21 protein-coding genes are annotated in these 22,857 nt (G+C 60.6%); 10 read left to right on the top strand and 11 right to left on the bottom strand.

Annotation, left to right across the window (positions count from 1 at the left end):
- Position 1: 1 nt before the first annotated feature.
- The 4 genes from YH3_RS15680 to YH3_RS15665 all read left to right on the top strand — a co-directional run bounded on the left by YH3_RS15680 (position 2) and on the right by YH3_RS15665 (position 2,654).
- A complete protein-coding gene (locus tag YH3_RS15680; protein WP_007729626.1) occupies positions 2-310 on the top strand; it encodes an SHOCT domain-containing protein in 309 nt (102 codons plus the stop codon).
- Between the two features lie 65 nt (positions 311-375).
- Positions 376-1,353 carry a DUF1214 domain-containing protein gene (locus YH3_RS15675; protein ID WP_030537231.1) on the top strand — a complete coding sequence of 326 codons (978 nt, stop codon included), beginning with the start codon at positions 376-378 and terminating at the stop codon, positions 1,351-1,353.
- Between the two features lie 27 nt (positions 1,354-1,380).
- Entirely contained in the window at positions 1,381-1,794 is a 414-nt protein-coding gene (locus tag YH3_RS15670; protein WP_003940418.1) for a phage holin family protein, read from the top strand.
- Between the two features lie 38 nt (positions 1,795-1,832).
- A complete protein-coding gene (locus YH3_RS15665; RefSeq protein WP_003939715.1) occupies positions 1,833-2,654 on the top strand; it encodes a tyrosine-protein phosphatase in 822 nt (273 codons plus the stop codon).
- Here YH3_RS15665 and YH3_RS15660 read toward each other — a convergent pair.
- Positions 2,641-3,570 carry a DMT family transporter gene (locus YH3_RS15660; protein WP_064444203.1) on the bottom strand — a complete coding sequence of 310 codons (930 nt, stop codon included), beginning with the start codon at positions 3,568-3,570 and terminating at the stop codon, positions 2,641-2,643. The two genes, YH3_RS15665 and YH3_RS15660, sit on opposite strands and share 14 nt — an antisense overlap.
- An 82-nt stretch (positions 3,571-3,652) precedes the next feature.
- Between YH3_RS15660 and YH3_RS15655 the strand changes: the two genes are divergently transcribed.
- Entirely contained in the window at positions 3,653-4,231 is a 579-nt protein-coding gene (locus YH3_RS15655) for a TetR/AcrR family transcriptional regulator (RefSeq protein ID WP_042923936.1), read from the top strand.
- 127 nt (positions 4,232-4,358) lie between these two features.
- Here YH3_RS15655 and YH3_RS15650 read toward each other — a convergent pair whose 3' ends face one another.
- A complete protein-coding gene (locus YH3_RS15650; RefSeq protein WP_064444202.1) occupies positions 4,359-5,252 on the bottom strand; it encodes a LysR family transcriptional regulator in 894 nt (297 codons plus the stop codon).
- Between the two features lie 114 nt (positions 5,253-5,366).
- Between YH3_RS15650 and YH3_RS15645 the strand changes: the two genes are divergently transcribed.
- Together YH3_RS15645 and YH3_RS15640 are read left to right on the top strand one after the other, a co-directional pair.
- Positions 5,367-6,857: a CoA-acylating methylmalonate-semialdehyde dehydrogenase gene (locus tag YH3_RS15645; protein ID WP_054188408.1), complete on the top strand. Its 1,491-nt coding sequence runs from the start codon at positions 5,367-5,369 to the stop codon at positions 6,855-6,857.
- Between the two features lie 63 nt (positions 6,858-6,920).
- On the top strand, positions 6,921-8,084 hold the full coding sequence (locus YH3_RS15640) for an iron-containing alcohol dehydrogenase (RefSeq protein WP_042923934.1): 1,164 nt from the start codon (positions 6,921-6,923) through the stop codon (positions 8,082-8,084).
- Positions 8,085-8,113: 29 nt separating this feature from the next.
- Here YH3_RS15640 and YH3_RS15635 read toward each other — a convergent pair whose 3' ends face one another.
- Both YH3_RS15635 and YH3_RS15630 read right to left on the bottom strand, forming a co-directional pair.
- A complete protein-coding gene (locus YH3_RS15635) occupies positions 8,114-9,160 on the bottom strand; it encodes a LacI family DNA-binding transcriptional regulator (protein ID WP_081377525.1) in 1,047 nt (348 codons plus the stop codon).
- A gap of 924 nt (positions 9,161-10,084) precedes the next feature.
- The gene (locus YH3_RS15630) at positions 10,085-11,626 is read right to left on the bottom strand and encodes a PucR family transcriptional regulator (RefSeq protein ID WP_042923930.1); all 1,542 of its coding nucleotides are present in this window, start codon (positions 11,624-11,626) and stop codon (positions 10,085-10,087) included.
- Positions 11,627-11,972: 346 nt separating this feature from the next.
- Here YH3_RS15630 and YH3_RS15625 point away from each other — a divergent pair, with 346 nt between their 5' ends.
- From YH3_RS15625 to YH3_RS15615, 3 genes are read left to right on the top strand one after another with little or no spacing between them, the layout of a single operon-like run.
- A complete protein-coding gene (locus tag YH3_RS15625) occupies positions 11,973-13,052 on the top strand; it encodes an ABC transporter permease (protein WP_021331893.1) in 1,080 nt (359 codons plus the stop codon).
- 48 nt (positions 13,053-13,100) lie between these two features.
- Positions 13,101-14,069, top strand: coding sequence for a sugar ABC transporter substrate-binding protein (locus YH3_RS15620; protein WP_054188412.1), 969 nt, complete (start codon positions 13,101-13,103; stop codon positions 14,067-14,069).
- A 33-nt stretch (positions 14,070-14,102) separates the two neighbouring features.
- Complete coding sequence (locus YH3_RS15615; protein WP_019745466.1) at positions 14,103-14,882, top strand: ATP-binding cassette domain-containing protein; 780 nt, start codon at positions 14,103-14,105, stop codon at positions 14,880-14,882.
- On the opposite strand, the gene YH3_RS36055 is transcribed toward YH3_RS15615, so the two are convergent.
- From YH3_RS36055 to hisD, 7 genes are all read right to left on the bottom strand, one after another.
- Positions 14,875-15,027: a hypothetical protein gene (locus YH3_RS36055; RefSeq protein WP_164490599.1), complete on the bottom strand. Its 153-nt coding sequence runs from the start codon at positions 15,025-15,027 to the stop codon at positions 14,875-14,877. The two genes, YH3_RS15615 and YH3_RS36055, sit on opposite strands and share 8 nt — an antisense overlap.
- Before the next feature lie 125 nt (positions 15,028-15,152).
- Positions 15,153-15,293: a hypothetical protein gene (locus tag YH3_RS36050; protein WP_156778931.1), complete on the bottom strand. Its 141-nt coding sequence runs from the start codon at positions 15,291-15,293 to the stop codon at positions 15,153-15,155.
- A gap of 50 nt (positions 15,294-15,343) precedes the next feature.
- Positions 15,344-16,180: a sugar phosphate isomerase/epimerase gene (locus YH3_RS15605; RefSeq protein ID WP_054188413.1), complete on the bottom strand. Its 837-nt coding sequence runs from the start codon at positions 16,178-16,180 to the stop codon at positions 15,344-15,346.
- A 31-nt stretch (positions 16,181-16,211) separates the two neighbouring features.
- Positions 16,212-18,011: a thiamine pyrophosphate-binding protein gene (locus YH3_RS15600; protein WP_031330783.1), complete on the bottom strand. Its 1,800-nt coding sequence runs from the start codon at positions 18,009-18,011 to the stop codon at positions 16,212-16,214.
- Between the two features lie 41 nt (positions 18,012-18,052).
- A complete protein-coding gene (locus YH3_RS15595) occupies positions 18,053-19,639 on the bottom strand; it encodes a GMC family oxidoreductase (protein ID WP_058226606.1) in 1,587 nt (528 codons plus the stop codon).
- Positions 19,640-19,792: 153 nt separating this feature from the next.
- Entirely contained in the window at positions 19,793-21,226 is a 1,434-nt protein-coding gene (locus YH3_RS15590; RefSeq protein ID WP_042923920.1) for an aspartate ammonia-lyase, read from the bottom strand.
- A complete protein-coding gene (gene hisD, locus YH3_RS15585) occupies positions 21,223-22,545 on the bottom strand; it encodes a histidinol dehydrogenase (protein WP_042923916.1) in 1,323 nt (440 codons plus the stop codon). The genes YH3_RS15590 and hisD overlap by 4 nt, the downstream gene beginning before the upstream one ends.
- Positions 22,546-22,857: the final 312 nt, after the last annotated feature.

Below are 22,857 nucleotides of genomic sequence, written 5' to 3'. Positions count from 1 at the left end.
CATGCCGTACATCCCGAGACGAGGCCGCCCCGGACTGCTGGGCCTCGCCGCCCGCACCGCGGTCGTCACCGGTACCGCGACCGCCGTCAGCGACGGTATGGCCACCCGCCGGCAAAGGAGAGCTCAGGCCGACTACGAGCAGGCGCAGTACGAATTCGCCCAGCAGCATGCCGCACTCCCGATGCCCACACCCGCACCCGCGGCCCCGGTCGATCTCGTCGCCGAGTTGCAGAAACTCGGCGACCTCAAATCACAAGGCCTGCTGAGTGACGCCGAGTTCCAAGCCGCGAAAGCACGACTGCTGGGCTGATTCACCCCGACGGGCCATGGATTACCGCGCCCGCTTCCGTACCCCGACACCGATTGGAACCCACTATGTCCACGATCGCCGTCAACGTCCTGAACTTCAATCGGGCAGAGTCCGATCTCATGTTCGCTCGCCTGGCCGCGGGCGTCGGCCTGGGCACGTGGAACCACACTCGTGATCTCGGGTCACTCGACAACCAGCCGATCATCCGCCAGAACCGCGACACTCTGTACAGCAGCGCGATCATCGACGTGCGCGAGAACGTCACGATCACGGTGCCCGATACCGGCAAGCGCTACATCTCCGTGTGGGTGGTCAGTCAAGATCATTACGGTCCCGTCATCCTGCGCGACCCGGGAGAGCACCTGCTCACGCGTGAATTGGTCGGGACCGACTACGCCGCACTGATCGTGCGCATCCTCGTCGATCCGAACAGCCCCGAAGACGTCGCCGAGGTGAACCGGTTGCAAGACGCCCTCAACATCGACGGCGGCGGAACGGGAGAGTTCCCGTTGCCCGACTACGACGAGCAATCGCAGACCGAGACCCGCGACGCACTCCTCGCACTCGCGCGTGGCATCACCACGTACGACCATTCATTCGGTACCGCTGCGGAAGTCGATCCGATCAGGCACCTGCTCGGTACCGCATCCGGCTGGGGTGGCCTTCCCGAGTACGAGGCCACCTACGTCAACTTCGACGAACGTCTCCCGGTCGGGGAATACCGTCTCCGCCTGAACGATGTTCCCGTGGATGCGTTCTGGTCGGTCTCGCTGTACAACGCGGCCGGATACTTCGAAGAGAACGCTCTGGGCGTCAACAGCATCAACAGCCTCACGGCCACCCCAGACTCCGACGGCAGCACCACCATTCGCTTCGGGGTCCATCTCGACGGCGTCGCGAACGCACTGCCCATCATGCCCGGGTGGAACTACGTACTGCGCCTGTACCGCCCCCGTCCCTCCGTGCTCGACGGCACCTGGACGGCGCCTCGTCCCGAAGCCCTGCAGCAAAGCGTTCCCCACGCACACACCACTCTCGGGTGACTCGACCTGATCACGGAGGTACAAGCCATGCGTCTGTTATTTCAGCTCGTTTCGCAATGTGTTCTCGGCGCGATCGCGCTGATCGTCGTGCATTTTGCTCTTCCCGGGGTCAGCCTGAGCGTGAACGGCTTCTTGGCCGCTATCGGTGTATTCACCCTCGCACACATGATCCTCGGCCCATTCGTGCTCAGCGTGGCACTGCACTACGCGGCTCCGCTCGCGGGTGGTGTCGGCTTGGTCGCCACACTGCTCGCGCTCTGGGTTGCGACCCTGGTCCCCGACGGTATCGAGATCAGCGGCGTCGGGTCCTGGATCCTCGCCCCGATCATCGTGTGGGTGATCACGGCATTGGGCGGGTGGATCTTCATGGCTCTCGTCATCGACAAGTGGATCAAGAGACGCAATGCCGAAAAGCTCGTGCGCAGTGTGCAGAAGGCATGAATGATCAGTTCGGAAACGGAACCCACAAGGAGTCAGCCATGCCAACTCACCCGCTCGATCGCCGCGTTCTCCTGAAGACCGCTCCGAACTTCCGGGACCTCGGTGGCATTCCTGTTGCGGACGGCACCGTCCGCGCGGGCGCGCTCTATCGTTCGGCGACTCTGGCGAAACTCGACGGCGACGACCTTGCCGCGGTCGCCGACTTGGACGTCCGGACGGTATACGACCTGAGGACCGCCGCCGAGCGCGACGGCGCACTCGACAATCTCCCTGACTCGACGCGCACAGTCTGGCTCGACGTACTTGCCGACAATGCCCAAAACGCCGCGGCCACTGGACTACTCATGACGGACCCGGTCGCATACGCCGAGACCATCAGCGATGGACGTGGGATCGCACAGATGGAGGAAGCCAACCGCAACTTCGTCAGCCTGCCGTCCGCTCTCGACGCCTATCGCACGTTCTACCTCGACCTCATCGACGAAAAACGCACCGGGGCAGCACTTTTCCACTGCACCACCGGCAAGGATCGAACCGGGTGGGCCGCGACCTCTTTCCTACTCCTCCTCGGGGCCGACGAAGCCGATGTACGCGCCGACTACCTGGAGACGAACACCGATCTGGCTCCCATGACAGAACCGATCCTCGACTTCGCCGCGAGCAAAGGCGTTGACGCAGAAGTGCTACGACCCCTCCTCGGAGTCCGTGACAGCTATTTCGACGCAGCTCTCGACGAAATGCGCACGCACTTCGGCACCGTCGAGGACTACGCAATCAACGGACTGAAGCTCACCGCAGAGCAACTCACCGCGCTCCGCGAGCGGTTCACATCCCGATCGGCCTTCATCAGCGCGACGTGATCGAAGCTCTCGGCGGGCAGGAATCCGTGCCCTCGTCCTGCTTCTTCGGGCGATTACCCACCCGGGTGACCACGACGACGGCGACGATGCCCACCGCCAAGCCGAGCGCGGTGAACGGAGTGAAGGATTCTCCGAACATCAGTGCGCCCCAGACCGCGGTGACGGGGGCGATCAAGAACATCAGGGTGTTGACGGACGTAATGCCGATGCGGCGGAGCAACAACCAGTACAGCCCGTAACCACCGAAGGTGGACAACACGATCAACCAGAGCAACGCGATCCAGAATGTGCTGATACTCGGCGGTACGGCAGCATCCGAGACGATCGCCAGAGTTGTGAAAACTATTGCGCTGGTTGAGCAGTGGATGGCCAAAGCCTGCAGTGGCGGTGTAGACGTGGGAGCGCGTTGCTGGACGAAGGTGGATGCAACCAGGCTGAGCATCCCCAGGAACGGAATCGCGTACGCCCACCACGGCGCCGATGTACCGGCCCCGGCATCGGCTGCCGTGACCATCACGACGCCGCCCATTCCGATCGCCAACCCGACCCACTGCATACGCGGGACTGCGACACCGAGGACCGGACCGAGCAGCGCGGCAGCCACCAGCGGCTGAATACCGTCGATCAGCGCAGTTGTTCCGGTGTTCACGCCGAGATCGACTGCCCAGTACACCGACAACAGGTAGCCACTCTGGGAGAGCATCCCGATCACCACCTGCCTGCCGAGAGCCCGTGGTGTCGGCATCGTGTTCTGGCGCCGGGCGGAGAACCAGACAATCGGGAGCAGTACCACCGCGAGCGGGAGAAAACGCCACATCAGCAGCGTGGGGACCCCGGCACTGCCGGCGCCTAGTTTGGCTCCGATGAATCCCGAACTCCAGCACGCGACGAACAGGACCGACAAGGTAGCCGTCACGGCAGATCTCGAGGTCACGATCCGAGGTATACCGATCTGTTTACTCATGAGCCCGACTATACAGATCGGTATACTTTTGTCCATGGCAGAGGAATCCACACCCGAATTGACTCCGAAAGCGCGTCGCATTCTGGAGTCTGCGTCGAAGCTGTTCTACGAAAAGGGGATTCATGCCGTAGGCGTGGATACCGTCGCACTGGACGCCGGGGTCACGAAGAAGACTTTGTACGAACGGTTCGGCTCGAAAGACGGTCTCGTCGTTGAATACCTGAGGGCTCGAGATCGGCGGTGGCGAATCTTTCGCGACGAGAAGCTCGCATCAGCCGGAGCTAGCCGCGCCGAACAGTTGAGTGCGGTATTCGACGCTTCCGCCTCCTGGTCCAAGGCGAGCGGAGGCAAAGGGTGCAGCATGATCAACGCGCACGCCGAGTTCAGCGATCACTCACATCCGGTGTTCGCTGTCATCGCCGAACAAAAGCGGGAGATGTCAGACCTTTTCCGGCGCATTCTGGCGACGGACGGACTAGCCGACGAACGTCTCGTCGAGGCAATCATGCTGCTTCACGAAGGTGCCCTCGTCGCAGACGGGATCGGTATCGGCACCAACCCCTTCGGTGCCGGCCGGAACGCAGCCCTCGAATTGTTGAAGACCTCGGGGTAACCCACCCCTCTTCGCACATTCCACAAGACCCTTCGACAGCGTCCACACCTGACATCGCGATCATTCCTCAGGCGCTACAAACTGACCGTCAACCATCGCCCAACCCGGGGAATACAGGAAACGCACATCACCGCGCATGGAGGTCGGGATTCCTGTCGACAATCTCATGCAAGGCATCGCTTATCGCCCGTACGCGGGCCAATCTGATCAGCTCGCGCGGGACAACGAGCCAATACGACCTCCGAATTACGAACTCGTCACGCAGCACCGGCACGAGGTCATCGTCGGTCGCGCCGATGTATGTCGGCAAGGGCGCGATTCCCACACCGTGCCTGACCGCCTCGTAGTGACCAGCGATGTTATTGGTCTGGATCTGCGCCCGCCCGGTGGGCAGTATCCGGTCGAGGATACGCAGAGGTTCGACATCCAAGAACGCGTCCACATACCAGACGAGCGTGTGATGACGTAGGTCGTCCACCGACGAGATCGACTCGTGCGTCTCCAGATACCGATGCGAGGCGTAAAGCCGCAAGTTGTAGTCCGCAAGTTTGCTGACGACCACAGATCGGGGAGAGGGACGCTCCAACGTGACGGCGACGTCGAAGTCACGCCCGGTCAACACATCGTGGGTAGTCGAAGTCAGCACTTCGGTGTACAAATCCGGGTGCCGGACACGGACAGAGCGCAGGCCCGGAACCAAGACGAAGGCACCGAAGCCGTCTGGGGTCAGGATCCGGACCGTCCCGTTGAGGCTCGGCGACGCCGAGGCGGTCGTCTCACCGAGCGCAGAAAGTAGCGTCGACTCGATACTCTCCGCGTAGGGAACCAATCGCCTGCCCGCCTCGGTCAGCTGCCAGCCCGAGACGCCGCGATCGAAAAGCCTTGCTCCCATGTCTTTTTCAAGCCTAGAGATTCTCCTGGAGACAGTGGTCTGATCGACCCCCAGCCGCTTCGACGTATCCGAAATGCGCCCCGTGCGTGACAGTTCCAGCAGAAAGCGCAGGTTGTCAGAAGTAAACATCGCCATTCCCGTTCTTGGCTGCAATTTTGCATTGAGTACTGCGATCTTACTTGTTGACGACGGCAATTCTGCGGCACAGACTCGAATCAACCCCAGCCTCAGGAGTGAATAGTCATGACTGTCATCGCACATTGGATCGACAACACGATCGCCCCCGGTTCGAGCGGAAACTCCGCGCCGGTCACGAACCCTGCGACCGGCGCCGTCACTGGCAGTGTCGCGCTCGCCAGCGTGCAAGACGCACGCGCCGTTATCGACGCAGCTGCTGCTGCGTTTCCCGATTGGCGCGACAGTTCGCTCGCCAAGCGAACCGCAATCCTCTTCGCGTTCCGCGAACTGCTCAATGCCCGCAAGCACGAACTCGCCGAGATAATCACCGCCGAGCACGGCAAAGTCCTCTCCGACGCACTCGGCGAGGTGTCAAGAGGCCAGGAAGTCGTCGAATTCGCTTGTGGCATCGCGCACCTGCTCAAGGGCGGTATGACCGAGAATGCCTCGACGAACGTCGACGTCACCTCGATCCGTCAACCACTCGGCCCGGTCGCGATAATCTCGCCGTTCAATTTCCCCGCGATGGTCCCGATGTGGTTCTTCCCCATCGCGATCGCCACCGGAAACACGGTAGTACTCAAGCCGTCCGAAAAAGTTCCATCTGCTTCGCTGTGGATCGCGGCACTCTGGGCCGAGGCAGGACTTCCAGCAGGCGTGTTCAACGTCCTGCAAGGCGACAAGACAGCTGTCGACGAACTTCTGACCAACCCTGCGATCAAGGCCGTTTCGTTTGTCGGTTCAACCCCCATCGCCCAGTACGTGTACAGCACCGGCACCAGCCATGGAAAGCGCGTTCAGGCTCTCGGAGGAGCGAAGAACCACGCGATCGTCTTGCCTGACGCAGACCTCGATCTGGCCGCCGACGCAATGGTCAACGCCGGATTCGGCTCGGCCGGCGAGCGCTGCATGGCGATCTCGGCACTGGTCGTCGTCGGCGACATCGCCGACGAACTCGTCGGCAAGATCGCCGAGCGGACCCGCACCCTGAAAACCGGTGACGGCACGAAGAACTCAGACATGGGCCCTCTGGTGACCAAGGCCCACCGCGACAAGGTCGCCTCCTACGTCGACGCCGGTGAGGCCGCCGGCGCGACACTCGTCGTCGATGGCAGGCAAGTGCAGGCGAACGGTGGTGAGGGCGGATTCTGGCTCGGCCCGACCCTGATCGACCACGTCACCACCGACATGAGCATCTACACAGACGAAATCTTCGGCCCTGTGCTCTCGGTCGTGCGGGTGAACTCCTACGACGAAGCACTCGACCTGGTGAATTCGAGTGCATTCGGGAATGGCACCGCGATCTTCACCAATGACGGTGGCGCAGCACGTCGCTTCCAGAACGAGATCGAGGTTGGTATGGTCGGGATCAACGTCCCTATTCCAGTCCCCATGGCCTACTACAGCTTCGGTGGTTGGAAGAACAGCCTGTTCGGCGACACGCACGCTCACGGTACCGAGGGTGTCCACTTCTTCACCCGCGGGAAGGTCGTCACTACCCGCTGGCTCGATCCCAGCCACGGCGGCATCAACCTCGGCTTCCCCGAAAACAACTGAGTCCCTATCCCGTCCGAATACCACGGGCTGGGAAATACATTCACAACATTCGAAGGGATCGGCATGGTTGCCAACATTTCATTTCCCCGGTTCTTGAAACTTGGTCCTGGGTCCGTCGAGAGTCTCGGCGAAGTGCTGACGGATCTGAACATCGAGCGTCCGCTTCTCGTCACCGACGCATTCATGGTCAGCAATGGTTCAGCCGATCGATTGCTGAAGATCGTTGCAGCAGCAGGAAAGAAGGCCGCACTCTTCTCCGAGACGGTTCCCGACCCCACTACCGATTCTCTACAGGCTGGTCTCGACGCTCTGACCGCCCACGATGCCGACTCGATCATCGGCTTCGGCGGTGGCAGCCCGATGGACACGGCAAAAGCACTTGCCGTCTTGTTCAAGCAGGGCGGCGTCATGCGCGATTTCAAAGCCCCTCGGGTGTACGCGGGGCCGGCGCTTCCGATCATCGCCATCCCGACGACGGCAGGAAGTGGCTCGGAAGCAACACAATTCACGATCATCACGGATGTCACCACCGACGAGAAGATGCTGTGCCCTGGACTTTCATTTCTTCCGATCGCCTCAATCGTCGATTCCGACCTCACGATGTCGATGCCGCCGAGACTGACGGCCGACACAGGTGTCGACGCACTTACACACGCGATCGAGGCCTACGTCAGTAAGAAGGCAAACCCCATCTCGGACGGGCTCGCACTGTCTGCGATGAAGACAATCGGGGAGTACCTCTTGCGCGCGTACCGTGACGGCTCAGATCGGGAGGCGCGCGAACAGATGATGCATGCTTCCACTCAGGCGGGTATGGCGTTCTCCAATGCGAGCGTGTGCCTGGTACATGGGATGAGTCGTCCGATCGGCGCACATTTCCATGTGGCGCATGGACTTTCCAATGCAATGCTGCTTCCGGCGATCACCGCGTTCTCCATACCCGGGGCGCGTGATCGATACGCCGATTGCGCCAGGCAGCTGGGCGCGGCAGATCGCGGCGACTCAGACGAGGCGGCCTCGCACAAGCTGGTCGACTTCATCGATACTTTGTGCGTCGACGTAGAGGTACCCAGTCCGCGCACATTCGGCATCGACGAGACTCGCTGGGAGGAGCTCATTCCACTGATGGCGGACCAGGCGTTGGCGTCGGGTTCTCCGTCGAACAACCCGGTGGTGCCCAGCGCACAGGAAATCGCCGAACTGTACCGGAAAGTCTATCGATCCTGACCACTCCGGCCCGGTCAGCATGGTCTCGTTCAGACTGTGCTGACCGGGCCTGTCGAGTTTCGGACGATCAGCTTGGTTTTGAAGATCTTCTGCCTTCGCTTCGCGCCGTCGATATTGTCGAGCAGCATGGAGGCTGCGGCGCGGCCCTTCTCCACCAGCGGTTGACGCACAGTGGTCAGATCCATGAGTTCGGCGATGGGGGCATCGTCGAATCCGACAACCGAAACAACCTCAGGTACTGGGATATTCATGCTACGAAGCACGCTCAAGGCAGCGACGGCAAAGACATCTGACGTCGTGGCTATTGCGGTCGGATTCAGTTTCTCGACCATCGAGCGGACAGCACGGACGCCGCTGTCACGATCGATACCTGAAGCCTCGTAAACCTCGATCGAGACACCGGCATCTCCCCGCGCAGTTGCAGCATCGAAGTACCCGAGGATCCGATCTCGCTGGACCCGCTCGGAAGAATGTTCGACAACTGTCTTGGAGATCGACCCGTCGGTGCCACCGATGTTCAAACGTTCGCAGACCACACCGATTCTTCGGTGCCCGAGATCCAAGAGATGGGCCATCTGCTTGAATCCTGCAGCGCGATCATCGATTCCGATGAACGGCAAGCCGCAGTCCGCGGGTGAATCGATCGCAACTGCCGGCGTTCCGGAGTGAATCAGGGCCGCAATGATCGGGTGGGTAGGAGTCACATTGTGCAGGACGACTCCGTCGACCAAACCTCTGACCGCGGGAGAATTGAATCCTTCTTCCCTACTGGAGACCAACGGCAACAAAGTCAGGGCAACGTCGGCGAGTTCGTTGACTTCGACTACCCCCTTCATCAACAGCATGGTCGACGGGTCTTCCAGTGCGTGCCCCAACGACTCCATCACCATGATGCCAACCGCTCCGACTCGGCCGGAGCGCAGGCTACTGCCGACGATGTTCGGCCCGGCGTAGGACAAAGACTGAGCGACTGCGTAGATGTGATCACGCTGCGATGCAGAAACTTTCGGAGAGTTACTGAACGCGTATGAGACAGCGGCTTGGGAGACGCCTGCTGCCCGCGCCACGTCCTTCATCGTAACCACTGAAGCGACTCCCCTTGCTCCGGACGAATCATCCGCCGTAACCCTTGACGATCTCACGAATTCTATCGTGGTCTCGTTTCAACCGAGTGTTGGCTTCGGTTGACCTGTCGTCACAGTAGATGGTGTTCACACATTCGCCCACACCGGACTGCATGCGTCCAAGCTCTACGAAAGCCCCCGAAGAGCTCGACACGGTATGGCACATCGTCTTTCCGCCCCGACATCGCCGTGTCGATCTCGCCACAGAGGTTGCATCGAGCTCGCACGGCCAGCGGCACAGACGGCTTGGGCATAGGCAACGACGAACCGATATGGCGACACGTGACACAGACGTACCCCACTTCTTCCTCCATACGGTGACCAGCCATGTTCGTCGCCCCACTCCTGCCGTAGCTCGGTAGCCTGAAAGATGTTTCTGCACTGAAGGTCCCGCATATGTACACACGACGACGTCCGTGAGACGTACTGTCGACAGCGGCGATTGCCCCGACTGGACACTTCGGGAGAAGGTAGGCGCGACACCGCGGTTTGCGATACTTTCGCCTGTCGCGCCACATCTCAACCTTCACCTTGTTTTACCACCACCGACATGAGTGAATCGTATCACCTAGTGATACGATTCACTCATCTCTTCTATGAAGGGAATCAACGAAATGCTCTAGCCGAAGTCGCCGTTCGTGCTCGACCGCACGAAATGGGCATTGCTTGTCATCTTTCGCACTTCACGGAGCTTGCCAAGCCTCTTGGGCGACAGGGACACCCGACGTCAAGAATGCACTCGAGCTCACCACCAGCGGATTCGGTTTCGTCATCTTGGGACTGCCCGGTGGTTCCCTGTGCGGATTGCCGGCAACAGGCCGTCTCACTGCCGCGCGCGCAGCCCGCACCGCCGTCCCCCTCATCGAAGTCGGAATGCTAGTTCCTTCCGGAACGTCGCGACGAACTGATCGCCGACCCCTCCAGCAGCTCGAGACCTTTGACTGCCAACAGCAAGCGCTGCCGCGTTTCCGGGGCATCAAGGGATTTCCCGAGAATCGTCGAGATCCGCTCCAACCTGTTGTACAGAGTTCTGCGCTGCACGTAGAGCTTGTCCGCCGCTTCAGTCTTGCGACCGTCGACGCTGAGAAATGCGCGCAGTGTCGGCAGTAGCGGACTGGCCGAGTGCGCATCCTTCGTCAACAACGGACCCAATTCGTCTTCGACGAAGCTCGCCAGTTCCGGGCCCTGCGCCAGGGTCACCAAAATCCGCTCGACCCCCAGTTCGTCGAAGTGAAGGACACCACCAGAAGCTCGGGCGACCGCGGCAGCACTGCGCGCTTGAGTGAGCGCGACAGCAACCATGTCACGTGAAATAGCGCGGCTCACACCGACACCCGCACCGACGAAACCGACAAGATCCTCGATCTCCGGCGGACGGCCACCCACTTCCGGCGCCACCGTGACGATGTAATCACCCATGTCGGCACTGATCGCATTGGGACTGCTCCTGCGCTTGGGCCGGATTCCAGCAGAATCGTCACGAGTATTCTTGTTGGCCACGAACACTCGCATCAGGCCAGATCCGAGCCGATACCCCAGACGACTGGCCTGCTTCACGAACTCATCGCCGGAAATTTCTCCCAGCAGCAAGTGTGTCATCAAAGCGGTACTGCGCTGATCGTCACGCGCCTCGCGGCTACGATCGGTGAGAAGCGAGATCGCGATCGCTGCTGCTGCCCGCTCCGCCGCGAATTCAGCCGAGAACGGCGCGGTCGGCGATTGTCCTTGGAGCACGTGGATCCACCCCCACGGTTGACCACGCATGACGACGGGCCTTCGGACACAATCAGTTTCATTGTCGTGCGATACTCTGGCGTGACGATTCCACTCGTCGTCGTCGAATTCGACACCGTCCACTGAGAAATAGACCGTCACCCGGTGAGCGATGTTTTCCAGAACCACCGTGCTGTCGGTGAGCGCCGCCAGAGTCTCCACTATTCCGAGATGGTCTGCGCCGTCGAGCAGCAATCCCGAGAATGTTGCTTCGACCTCACGTTCACGAGTCAGGCTCCGAAGTCGCATTTCGGTCAGAATTTCGTGCACCTGGGCGGAGACTCCGGCGAACGACACTTCGTGGGTCAGCGCGATCACCGGAAGCAGCATTTGTTGGGCTTCCTGCACAACAGCTTGAGGAACTCGATCGAACATGCGACCGGATTCTTCGATCACCAGAGCTGCCGCACCGGCTCGAGAAACCGCCTTCACGTAAGCACGCTGCTCGGCTTCTGTTTCCCCTATACCGAGGCCCGCCGTCAGCAACAATTCGCCGCCGCTGAGAAATCGTGCGATATCGGGGATCTCGGACGAGTGAACCCATCGGACTTCGCGTTGATCCAGATCCGTTCCGCTGGTGAGTACGTGAGGACCGGCCGCGCGGATCAGTGAGAGTTCCAGAGCGTCCGCAACCGTGAAAGACATGTCAAAGACACTACACAAAACGTGTCGTCCAGCCGAGACATCTTTCCCGGCTTGCGTCTAGCTGTGAATGCAGTCACAGGACAGTATTTCTACAACCCCAGGGCTTCGCCGGGGGTCGCCAAACAGAGTTGAGACACATGGCGAACCCGCTTCCTACCTGTCCGAAGATTTGTTTCAGCGCCCCTGTACTGCCGGCCCACCGTCCGAGTAATCGCTACCGATTCTCGAACCGAACGCGAACTGCAGGGCACCGATCCGAATCTCGACACGCACAACGCCGTGCGACCGGGTGACCTGATTTCGCTCTTTCGACCGAACACCGAAACACCCTTTCGAGGAGTCCTCAATGCCCCTGACCGAAGACCAGCAGAAACGGCCGCCAAGCGCGGGAATCTCTGTCGATGACGTCGGCCGTTCCACTCGTTCCGCGGCACCTCAGCCGCCCCACGCATCCTCGCAGGAATGGCTACCGGCTCTGCTCAAACGCATTCTGCCGAGCACACCTTCGCAGGTCGTTCAGCGGGTGATGCTGACTGTACTGGTCGCATCGGTGGTGATTCTGTGCATCGCCAACCCGATCTTCCGGCAGTCGGACAACCTGCTCAACGTGCTGCAACAGGCGGCGATGGTCGGAATCATTGCCGGCGGTATGCAGCTGATGATTATCTCGGGTGGCTTCGATCTCTCGGTCGGAATCGTGGCAGCGGCAGCCGGATGCGCTGCAGCGTACGTCAGTCTCCAGCACGGTATAGCCATCGGAATTCTCGTCGGATTGGTCGCCGGTCTACTCGCCGGCTTCGTGAACGGCATCCTCGTAGCCAAGATCGGCATCAACCCATTCGTGGCCACGTTCGGTACACAAGCCGTCGTCACCGGACTGCTGTACGCCGCAACCGGCGCCACCCCGATCGCTCCTCTTCCTTCCGGATGGACCGATCTGGGCTTGAAGAACATCGCCGGAATCTCCTTTGCCAGTCTTACATTCGTCGTGGTCATCCTGATTCTGCTGTTCGTCTTACGATGCACGCTCTTCGGCCAGCACATCTACGCCGTCGGGAGCAACAAGGAAGGGTCGCGCCGCGCCGGAATCCATGTCGATCGGGTTCTGATTGCCGTCTATGCCATCGGCGGGCTGTGCGCCGCCATCGCAGGAATTCTTCTTGTCTCGATCTCCGGAATCGGGAGTCCGGCAACAGGTACACAGTGGGCACTTCTCGCCATCGCCGCCGTCATCATCGGCGGCACACCACTCACCGGCGGAGTCGGCGGCATCAGCTCCGCGGTGATCGGCATCCTGTCGCTCACCGTCCTGACAAACGCGTTGAACCTGTACAGCGTGTCCGCTTACTGGCAGCCGGCGCTGACGGGTACGGCCGTTCTGCTCGCAGTCGGCTTCGAAGCGTTCCGCAGCGCCCGCAAACGCTGATACATCCGATTCCCCTCGCAGCCAACCACATTCCAGGAGTGAAAACACATGACCGTAAGAAGAACTTCTCGAACGATCCAAACCGCATTTGCCCTTTGCCTGGCTGCGTTCGTCGCCGTCGCACTCACGGCCTGCGGAACCGCACCTTCCTCGGGTGCGAACAAGACATTGGGCTTCGTGGTGTACGACGTCGGCGTCGACCCATGGATGAACGTAGCCATCTCGACTGTGCAAGAAGAAGCTGAAGCTGCGGGATACAAGCTCAGTGTTGTCAACGGGCACAACGACATCGCTCAGATGAGTAGCGGAATGGACCAGCTGGTCACGCAGAAGGTCGACGCCATTCTCCTCGCCCCCAGCGACCAGGACAGCATGACTCCGTCTATCAAACGAGCCGAAGCAGCAGGAATCCCGGTCATCGCATTCTCCCTGGCGCTGTCCGAAGACGCCCCGGTCTCCTCGTTCGTAGGGACCGACGACGTTCAGGTCGGACGCGAGCAGGCGAAGATGGTCGCAGGAGCAATAGGCAATCGGGGCAACGTCGCCTTGATGACCGGCATCCTCGGCAGTGGGCCGCAGATCGGTCGGTCGGAAGGATTCCGTGCCGAACTGCAGGAGAACTTCCCCGACGTCAAGCTCGTAGAAGAGCAGCCGAACAACTGGGCGAACGACAAGACCATCAGCCTGACCCAGGACTGGCTCGCGAAGTATCCGGCGGGGCAGATCAACGCCGTTGTCGCGCAAGGACCTGAATTGGCTGCGGGCGCCCGCCTGGCCAAGTCTATGGGCCGAAGCGAAATCGTCTTCGTCGGCAACGACTATCCGGAAGAGATGCGCGAGAGCATCCTCGCGGGAGACACGTACGGAACCATCAACGGTGATCCCAAGGAGATGGCGCGAGAAGCTGTCGCCGCCATGCTGACCCTGCTGGACGGTGGCACGGTGCAACCCAAGATCTTCGTCCCGATCCCGCCCGTAACATCCGCCAATGTCGCCGACTCTCCCGCAGCGTACTGATTCGAGACGACCCCCCAGATCGGAACCACCTCAATGAGTACTATCACCAACACCACCGAGCCTCTTCTCCAGACTACGAACCTCTCCAAGTTCTACGGCGGCGTCAAAGCTTTGCAAGGCGCCTCCATCAGCGTCGGACACGGTGAGCACATCGCCATCATGGGCGACAACGGCGCAGGCAAGTCCACCTTCGTCAAGATCCTTTCCGGCGCGCAACCGTCGAGTGATGGCACCATCCGATTCGACGGTGCGGACTGTGAGTTCCAAAGCCCGATCGATGCACGCGAAGCCGGGATCGAAACCGTCTATCAGGATCTTTCACTCGCAGACGACCTCGACGTCCTGACCAACCTGTTCCTCGGGCGTGAAGAGAAGCTGATCAACTTGGGCGGCTTGAGCGTGCTCAACAGACGCAAGATGGCCAAGCGTGCAACCGAATTGCTCACGGAGATCGGAGTGAACGTGCCCGAGGTACACCGGACCGTTCGGGGTCTTTCCGGTGGCCAGCGCCAGGGTATCGCCATCGCCCGCGCATCCGGTTGGGGATCGAAGCTCATCATCATGGACGAACCCACAGCGGCACTGGGCCTGCAGGAGACCGCCCACGTCCACGACATCATCAAACGCCTCAAACAACGCGGAGTCGCGGTCATCATCGTCAGCCACAACATGCAACAGGTGCTGGAACTGACCGACCGGGTGTACGTTTTCCGGCGAGGCCAGGTCGTCGGGTGCCGAAACACCAAGGAAACCACCGCCGACGAGATCGTCTCGATGATCACCGGCGCTCGACCTGCAGAGGCCGTCACGTAAGCAGCTGTAGCTGCAGGCAGATCGACGTACAGGCCCGTCTGAAGTCACCACGACTTTCGACGGGCCTGTTCGTGTCGCGGATCCGATACTCACCGTCACCGTCACCGTCACCGTCACCGTCGGCGTCGGCGTCGGCGTCGGACATCCGAGACCCTTTCCGTCACCCCTCTGGCCCCCACCGCCCCAGACGAGGCAGAACTACAGCCGCCGAGACGAAAAGTGCTCGGGCCCAACCTGATGAGGTTGGGCCCGAGCACTTTCGGTGTTCGGTTAGTTGATCTGTACTCGGCCATCGACGGCTTCGATCCGCGGGATCGGCAGTGCGCGTAAGGCAGGCGGGGCTGTCACGAACTCCTCGACGGTCGGTACTTCACCGTTCGGAATCCTCTGCTTCATCACGGACGGGTTCATGATCACGACTGTATTCATGTTTCCCGGATGCATCTCCAAACCGAACACGGCTACTGACCGACTGCTTCGATCAATGCGCTGAGGTGGGTGTAGCTCTTCTTCGCGGCGTCGAGCGTGCCGCACTCCACCGACAAGACGACGTCGTGGTCGGCCGCGGCGAGCGTGTCGACGATGCGCTTCCAGTCGATGACACCTTCACCGCAGGCGCATCCCAGCATGCCTCTCACTTTTCCGCGTAGACGTTTCGCGTCGTCCACCGCAATGTCCTTGGCGTGCAAGTGCGTGACCTGACCGATGATGGCTTCGAGCCACTCGTGCGGATCGTTCTCACTCAGGTAGCTGTTTCCGGTATCGAGGTTGATCGTCAGGGCAGGACTGTCGACCAAATTCATGATCTTGTCGAGGCGCTCCGGAGTCGCGGTGTACGGCCCGTGGGTCTCGATTGCGATCTTGATACCCCGGGGCTCCGCGACCAGCGCTGCCTCCTTCAGGGTGTACCGCATGAGCGTGTAGTTCTCTTCCTCCGTGGTCCAGGACGGGGTGGGTCCATCGTCGACCATGATCATCGGAGAACCCACCTCCGCGGCGTAGCGGATGGCCTGGCGGAAGTACTCCACTGCCACCTCCGGCTTGGCGAGTGGCGCGTGGCTCGACAGCGACGAGATGCTGAGACCGCGATCTTCGGCCGCATTCCGCAGGATCAACGGATCGTCGAGCATGGAACGGCTGTGGAAATATCCTGCTGCACTGAGCAGTTCACGACCCCAGTGCACCATCGGCTCGACGTACTTGTAGCCGATCTCGGCAGCTTGGTCCATGGCCCAATCGAAAGAGCCGTTCTCGTATCGCGCGAACTCCAGATTAAGTCCGAGTTTGATGTTGCCCATGACTTACAACTACTTTCCGGTGAGGGGTGGGTCAGAAGCCGCGCTGGTTCACGTAGTCGTCTCGAACTTCGCCGTGGTAGGCCGGCACGGTGATATCCCACCAACCCATTGCATGCATCTCGGTCCAGGGAAGCTCGCGAGCACTGATCGCCTCGATGACTACGGGGCCCTCGGTCTCGAATGCGCGCTGAACAGCGGCGCCGAGCTTTGCGGGATCCTCGACTCGCTCGGACTTGCATCCGAGAGACTGCGCGAACGCAGTGATATCGGCGAAGTACGGGGATCCATCCGGCAACTTCCAGCCTGAGATGATTTCCCGTTCCGCGCCGAAGAGATTGATCTGGAGGTCCTTGATTGCTTCCCAGCCACCGTTGTTCAGAACGACGAAGACGACATTGACGCCGCTCATGGCGGCAGCTGCGATCTCCGTGCCGGTCTGTAGGAACGCGCCATCGCCGACGAGCGCGAGAACCGGCTTGTCCGGTGCGCCGATCGCGGCGCCGATCGCGGCAGGTACACCGAATCCGATTCCGGAGAATCCGCCGGCAACGATGTTGCTCTTCGGCTCGTAGATCGGGAATTCGTTGAACGCCTGATTTGCCGGGTTGCTGGAATCGGTGACCAGAATTCCGTTACGCGGAAGGACCTTTCGGATCTCGACCATTGCCCGCGAGTTGGTCATCGGCAAGTAGTCGGTCTCACGCATAGGGCGCAGGTGCTCGTCCCACTGTGCCTTCAAGTCCTGAAGTTCGGCGTAGTAGTCGGTTGCCCGGAAGTCGTAATCCGCTGCCGGTGCGCCGAGTTCGTCGATCAGAGACGAGAGCGAGGTCTTGGCGTCGCCGACGATCCCGACCTCGACCGGGTAGTTGCGGCCGATCTCGAATCCGTCGATGTCTATGTGAACGAGTTTCGTGTTAGGGATGTCGAATGTGACTCCGGGGCGGTACGAGGACGTGATGCGATCGCTGAATCGGCAACCCACTGCAAGAATGACGTCGGCGGTCTTGGTGACTCCGTTACCCGGAATCGATCCCATGTCGCCGCACGGCCACGCGTACAGATCGTGGTCTGCAGGGAATGCGCCTTTGCCCTGGAAGGAGTGCGTCACGGGAGCGCCGAGACGTTCCGCCAGTGTGAGGAGTTCCGCACCGGCCTCGGCTGCGATGACGCCTCCGCCAGCGAGGATCACGGGACGCTTAGCACCCGCCAGTAGCTTGGCTGCCTCGGCAATGGCGACGGGATCACCAGTCGCCCGGGTCTGAGCTCGGCGCGAGTACAACTCTGGAACATAGTCGCCGTACTCAGCTTGCAGGTCCTGCGGGATATCCACCAGGACAGGCCCTCTGCGACCTTCGAGCATCGTGTTGAACGCCTGAGCCATCGCGGAAGGTAGCTGCTCGAGTCGACCGGGCTGCCACCAGCGCTTGACGACCGGCTCGACCATCCGTGGGAAATTGTTCCCGTGCGGCCGATCGATCTCCTGGAGGACGCCGCGGTTCTCCATATACGTGTGAACGGCGCCGGTGATCAGAATCATCGGCTGCGAGTCCGCGAACGCAGTCGCGATTCCGGTTACGGTGTTTGTCGCTCCCGGTCCGATGGAAGTACAGACGGCCGCGATCTTGCCCGATGCGCGGTAGTAGCCGTCGGCCATGTGTGCGGCGCCCTGCTCGTGGATGGCGGGAACCAACTCGATTTCGTCGGCCCGGTCGACGAACGCATCAAGTAACGCCGTATTGCCGTGTCCCGGAATAGCGAATACCTTTTCAACTCCTTCACGGATCAGTATGTCGACCACCATCTGGCCACCGGTGAGCTTTTGCACAGTCATGTTCTTCACTTTCGAATCGAAAAGAATTGGGGGTGAGCAATTTATGCAGAGATCGACGAGCCGTGCGATGCACCCGCCGTGGAGTCGCCGCTTCGAGCGATGATCGAATCTGCAACACGCAACGCGTTCGCCGCGATCGACAGCGCCGGATTCATCACCGGGAGCGACGGAAAGAAGGAGGAGTCGACGACATACAGGTTGTCGACATCGTGTGCCTGGCAACTCGGATCGAGGACCGATGTAGCCGGGTCGGTACCGAGCCGAACGGTTCCGGCCTGATGCGAGTTGACCTCTATCCCTGTTCCTTCACTGATGACCACCGGAAATCCGATCTTGCGAAGCATTTTTCGCGTCTCGCGAACCAGAACCTCGTGTGCCCGGACGTTATTCGGTTTCCATGCGATCTGGATACGCCCTCCGGGAGTCAGCGTGACACGATTTTCAGGGTTGGGCAGATCCTCCGTGAACAGCCACCAATCGGTACTACGGTTCGTGGCAAGGCTCAACGCCCATTTGGGGATGTGGGGCCGTTGCCCCTTGATCATCTCCGCTTGGAGCTTCCCGATCAGTTGCACGTGGCCTAGCGGATACGGATGATCGTCAGTGCCACGCAGGTAGAAGTCGTTGAAGTACAACGTCTTTTGAAATTCGGACTTGTTCTTCTTGAGTGGGTCGATGGCCACCATGATCGAGTTCATGTGCACCATGTAGTTACGACCGACCATTCCGGAGGAATTTGCGAGCCCGTCAGGATGGACAGATGTGGCCGAACGTAGCAGCAGCGCTGCAGAATTGACCGCACCACAGGAGATTACGACCGTATCCGCACGTACTGTGGAGGTGACGCCGCGATGGGTCACTTCGACGCCTGATGCTCGACGTCCGGAATCGTCGGTTAACACCTTCTCCACGTACCCGTTCGTGACGATTTCGACGTTGCCCGAATCGAGTGCGGGTCGCACGCAACAGACGTCGGCATCCGATTTCGCCAAGGTACGGCAGGGGAACCCGTCGCATGTCTTGCATCGAATACATGACCCACCCTGCCGAAGGTCGACCCCGAGAGGGAGATTGGAAGGGGTGAAACCCGCCTTACGCATGTCGTCGGCGACCTGCTGTATCGCTGGCTCGTGCCCTACGGGAGGGTACGGAAATGGTTGGTCGCGTGGCAACGTCGGGTCGTCGGTGTGGTCGCCGTGAACCTTGTACACCTGCTCGGCACGTGCGTAGTAGGGTTCGAGATCGTCATACGAGAACGGCCATGCCGGCGATTCACCGTCCTGATGCCGTGAGGACTGAAAATCCTCTCTCCTGAACCTGACCAACGAGCCACCGTAGAATTTGGTGTTTCCGCCGACGTAATAGTAGGTGCCGGGGGCGAACTCCCGCCCTTCGGTGTCGACCCATTTTTCGGCGTTCTTGTACCGATCTTTCTCGAACACCGCTCGGGGGTCCCAATTCTGACGTTCCTGTGGAAGGAAGTCTCCCCTCTCGATCAAGAGCACATCGAGGCCGGAATCCTTGAGAGCGTATGCCATCGTTCCACCCCCCATTCCGCTTCCCACGACGATGACGTCGTAGTTGCTCTTACAGGGGGGATGACTGTCCATTCGTGTCTTTTCGAACATGGTTTCCGTCTCCTGGCTGGCTTGGCGCGGTACGTCCTTGAACCGTGCCGACTCAGCTTCTGTCAATCCTGACACAACAGGACTGCAAGTAGTTATACGTATCACTAAACGATACCGCCCACATGTGCGGTGTCAACCGCCCTGAAGACCTGGTCAGGTCGACGGGACGAGTGGATCGAAATCGGGAGCCGACACGATCGCAGTTCGTGCCAAATTCGCAGGCTCCATGATCGCGTCCAAATCCTCCTTGCCCAACAACCCGCGTTCGAGCACCAACTCCACGACGGTACGACCGGAAGCAAGCGCGTCCGCCGCCAATTCCGTCGCGGCTGTGTAGCCGATGTAGGGATTGAGCGCGGTCACGACACCGATCGAAGCCGCGACCGTTCGTTCGAGATGCTCGACGTTGGCGGTAATGCCGATCACGCATCGCTCGCGCAACACAGTGCAGCCCCGCGTGAGGAGTTCTGCAGTCTCGAACAAGCTGTGTGCAATGACCGGTTCGAATGCGTTGAGCTGCAGTTGACCCGCCTCGGCAGCCATGGTGATGGTCAGATCGTTTCCCACCACCCGGTAGGCAATCTGATTGACCACTTCCGGAATGACCGGATTGACCTTTCCGGGCATGATCGACGAACCTGCCTGCACCGCAGGTAAATTGATCTCACCCAGACCTGCTCGTGGGCCTGAGGACAGCAATCTCAGATCGTTGCAGATCTTGGACAGTTTGACCGCGGTACGCTTGAGCACTCCCGACAGCTGAACGAAGGCCCCGACGTCCTGGGTTGCTTCGATGAGATCCGATGCCGTCGAGATGTCGAGACCGGTGATCGACACCAGATGCTCACGCACACGTCTGGCGTACTCCGGGTGCGCATTGAGACCGGTACCTATCGCCGTCCCTCCCAGGTTGATCTCCGAGATCAACCGAGCGGCCTCTTCCAGTCTCTGAGAGTCCTCCTTGATCATCACGGCGAACGTGACAATCTCTTGACCGAGAGTCATCGGGACCGCGTCTTGCAACTGAGTCCGCCCGACCTTGAGCACGTGGGAGAACTCGGCTGCTTTCTCCGCGAATGCGCCTGCAAGTTCGTCCATCGCACCTCGAAGCCTGGTGACGGCACCTTGCAAGCCGATTTTGATCGCGGTGGGGTAGACGTCGTTGGTGCTCTGACTCATGTTGACGTGTTCGAGCGGATGGAGGAATTGGTACTGCCCCCGTTCGCCGCCGAGAATTTCGAGCGCGCGGTTCGCGACCACTTCGTTGGCGTTCATGTTCGATGACGTGCCGGCACCACCCTGAATGACGTCGACGACGAACTGGTCGGTGAACCTGCCCGCACGAATCTCCTTGCAAGCTTGCTCGATCGCCGCTGCATGCTCGGGCGAGAGGATTCCGAGGTCGGCGTTCGCCCGAGCAGCGGCCTGCTTGACCGCAGCCAACGCCGATACCATGTCCGGGTGGACCGAGAGAGGAATACCGGTGATCGGGAAGTTCTCCAGTGCTCTCAGCGTGTGGATGCCGTAGTAGGCCTCCGCAGGCACTTCGCGATCACCGAGCAGGTCGTGCTCGATGCGCATCGTCATTTGAGGTTTGCCGCCACCGGGATCTCGCCCCACGGTAGTTCGGCTCCACCGAACTTCGCCGCACGCAGGTCACCTGAACGGGCGTGGCCTTCGAAGCGTTCCAGTCGGGACAGTCGCGCAGCGATCTCGCCGATCCTGGCGCTCGCCGCCGGATCGCGCACCTCCTGGAAAGTGAGGGTTTTGAGGAACTTCCCTACCCAGAGCCCTCCGGTGTAGCGCGCAGCGCCAAGAGTAGGAAGTACGTGGTTGGTCCCGATCACTTTGTCGCCGTATGGAACACACGTTCCTTCCCCCAGAAAAAGGGCACCGTAGTTGCTCATGCTGTCGAGCGCTTCACGCGGATTCTGCGTCAGGATCTGTACGTGCTCGGAGGCAAACTTGTCCGCGAGTTCATATGCTTCGGAGAGAGTCTCGACAACGTGGATCTGTCCGTGGTCGCGCCAAGCGGGCCCGGCGATCGCGTTCGTCTCCAGACCGGGTAGCAATGCGTCGATGTGTTTGATCACCTCGTTGCCCACAGCCTCGGACGTCGTGATCAACACACACGGTGAATCCGGACCGTGTTCAGCCTGGCTGAGTAGATCCACTGCGATGGTGAACGGGTCGGCGCACTCGTCGGCAACGATCAGTGTTTCGGTGGGACCTGCAAAGAGATCGATTCCGACCTCACCGAAGAGTTGACGCTTTGCCTCTGCCACGTATGCGTTGCCCGGCCCCGTGAGGATCGAGACAGGATCGATCGTCTCGGTACCGAGAGCCAGCGCTGCAATCGCCTGTACGCCACCGAGCACGAAAATCTCGTCGGCCCCGGCGAGATGCATTGCGGTGATGCTGATCTGGGGCGGAAGCCCGTCATTCGGGGGCGTCGTAGCCGCGACGCGTTCGACGCCAGCGACCTTCGCGGTCAGCACCGTCATGTGCGCCGACGCTGTCAGCGGGTACCTGCCACCCGGAACGTAAGCTGCAGCCGCGTCGATCGGAATGTTCCGGTGCCCCAAGAACACGCCGGGCAGAGTCTCGACCTCGAGGTCTGTGATGGTGTCGCGCTGCGCCTGGGCGAAGTCGCGAATCTGACGCTGCGCGAACTGCAGGTCCTCGAGGACCGTTGTCGGGACGGACTTGACGATCTCGCGGATCTGATCTTCGTCGAGCCGGAACGAATCCGGTGACCACCGGTCGAAACGGTCAGAGTACTTGCGGACCGCGTCGTCACCGTTGGCACGAATGTCTGCGATCACACCCGCGACAGTGTCGACCACCGCCGGATTGCTGGCACGCTGCGCTGGTTCGCCGACTGCGGCTTTGAGAACGAACGACATTGGCGGGTTGCTCCTTCGAGGTGAGGCATGAAATCAAACTGATAGCCCTAGCTTTCCTGCGAAGTGATCCAGCGGACAGACACATAGGGGGAACCACTTCTGCCAAATTCTGCCCAATCCGTGCATGATATGCCGGTCGTTCGAAAGCTCACGGTCAGAGCAGGTGCAGCGCTCGCGCCTGCTCACAGTGGTCGATCAGCGGCTCACGCTTGCACGTTTTGGCGCTGTCGATATCTATCGCCACTTCGTAGGGTTGGCCTACCAGATTTCGTCCGCGCCGAACTCCTGACGTCGAGTCGGCCGATACCCGGA

This window comes from Rhodococcus sp. YH3-3, assembly GCF_001653035.1.
GTDB classification, from domain to species: Bacteria; Actinomycetota; Actinomycetes; order Mycobacteriales; family Mycobacteriaceae; genus Rhodococcus_F; species Rhodococcus_F qingshengii.
This window is presented reverse-complemented; position numbering and strand designations above follow the sequence as displayed.

Excerpts from the sequence above, each read along its gene's own strand:
- YH3_RS15640 (WP_042923934.1), top strand. The coding sequence starts at position 6,921 with ATGGTTGCCAACATTTCATTTCCCCGGTTCTTGAAACTTGGTCCTGGG.
- YH3_RS15605 (WP_054188413.1), bottom strand. The coding sequence starts at position 16,180 with ATGGGCAACATCAAACTCGGACTTAATCTGGAGTTCGCGCGATACGAG.
- YH3_RS15625 (WP_021331893.1), top strand. The coding sequence starts at position 11,973 with ATGCCCCTGACCGAAGACCAGCAGAAACGGCCGCCAAGCGCGGGAATC.
- YH3_RS15670 (WP_003940418.1), top strand. The coding sequence starts at position 1,381 with ATGCGTCTGTTATTTCAGCTCGTTTCGCAATGTGTTCTCGGCGCGATC.
- YH3_RS15590 (WP_042923920.1), bottom strand. The coding sequence starts at position 21,226 with ATGACGATGCGCATCGAGCACGACCTGCTCGGTGATCGCGAAGTGCCT.
- YH3_RS15620 (WP_054188412.1), top strand. The coding sequence starts at position 13,101 with ATGACCGTAAGAAGAACTTCTCGAACGATCCAAACCGCATTTGCCCTT.
- YH3_RS15680 (WP_007729626.1), top strand. The coding sequence starts at position 2 with ATGCCGTACATCCCGAGACGAGGCCGCCCCGGACTGCTGGGCCTCGCC.
- YH3_RS15650 (WP_064444202.1), bottom strand. The coding sequence starts at position 5,252 with ATGTTTACTTCTGACAACCTGCGCTTTCTGCTGGAACTGTCACGCACG.
- YH3_RS15655 (WP_042923936.1), top strand. The coding sequence starts at position 3,653 with ATGGCAGAGGAATCCACACCCGAATTGACTCCGAAAGCGCGTCGCATT.
- YH3_RS15645 (WP_054188408.1), top strand. The coding sequence starts at position 5,367 with ATGACTGTCATCGCACATTGGATCGACAACACGATCGCCCCCGGTTCG.
- YH3_RS15615 (WP_019745466.1), top strand. The coding sequence starts at position 14,103 with ATGAGTACTATCACCAACACCACCGAGCCTCTTCTCCAGACTACGAAC.
- YH3_RS15600 (WP_031330783.1), bottom strand. The coding sequence starts at position 18,011 with ATGACTGTGCAAAAGCTCACCGGTGGCCAGATGGTGGTCGACATACTG.
- YH3_RS15635 (WP_081377525.1), bottom strand. The coding sequence starts at position 9,160 with ATGAAGGACGTGGCGCGGGCAGCAGGCGTCTCCCAAGCCGCTGTCTCA.
- YH3_RS15675 (WP_030537231.1), top strand. The coding sequence starts at position 376 with ATGTCCACGATCGCCGTCAACGTCCTGAACTTCAATCGGGCAGAGTCC.
- YH3_RS36050 (WP_156778931.1), bottom strand. The coding sequence starts at position 15,293 with ATGAACCCGTCCGTGATGAAGCAGAGGATTCCGAACGGTGAAGTACCG.
- YH3_RS36055 (WP_164490599.1), bottom strand. The coding sequence starts at position 15,027 with ATGTCCGACGCCGACGCCGACGCCGACGGTGACGGTGACGGTGACGGT.
- YH3_RS15595 (WP_058226606.1), bottom strand. The coding sequence starts at position 19,639 with ATGTTCGAAAAGACACGAATGGACAGTCATCCCCCCTGTAAGAGCAAC.
- YH3_RS15665 (WP_003939715.1), top strand. The coding sequence starts at position 1,833 with ATGCCAACTCACCCGCTCGATCGCCGCGTTCTCCTGAAGACCGCTCCG.
- hisD (WP_042923916.1), bottom strand. The coding sequence starts at position 22,545 with ATGTCGTTCGTTCTCAAAGCCGCAGTCGGCGAACCAGCGCAGCGTGCC.
- YH3_RS15630 (WP_042923930.1), bottom strand. The coding sequence starts at position 11,626 with ATGTCTTTCACGGTTGCGGACGCTCTGGAACTCTCACTGATCCGCGCG.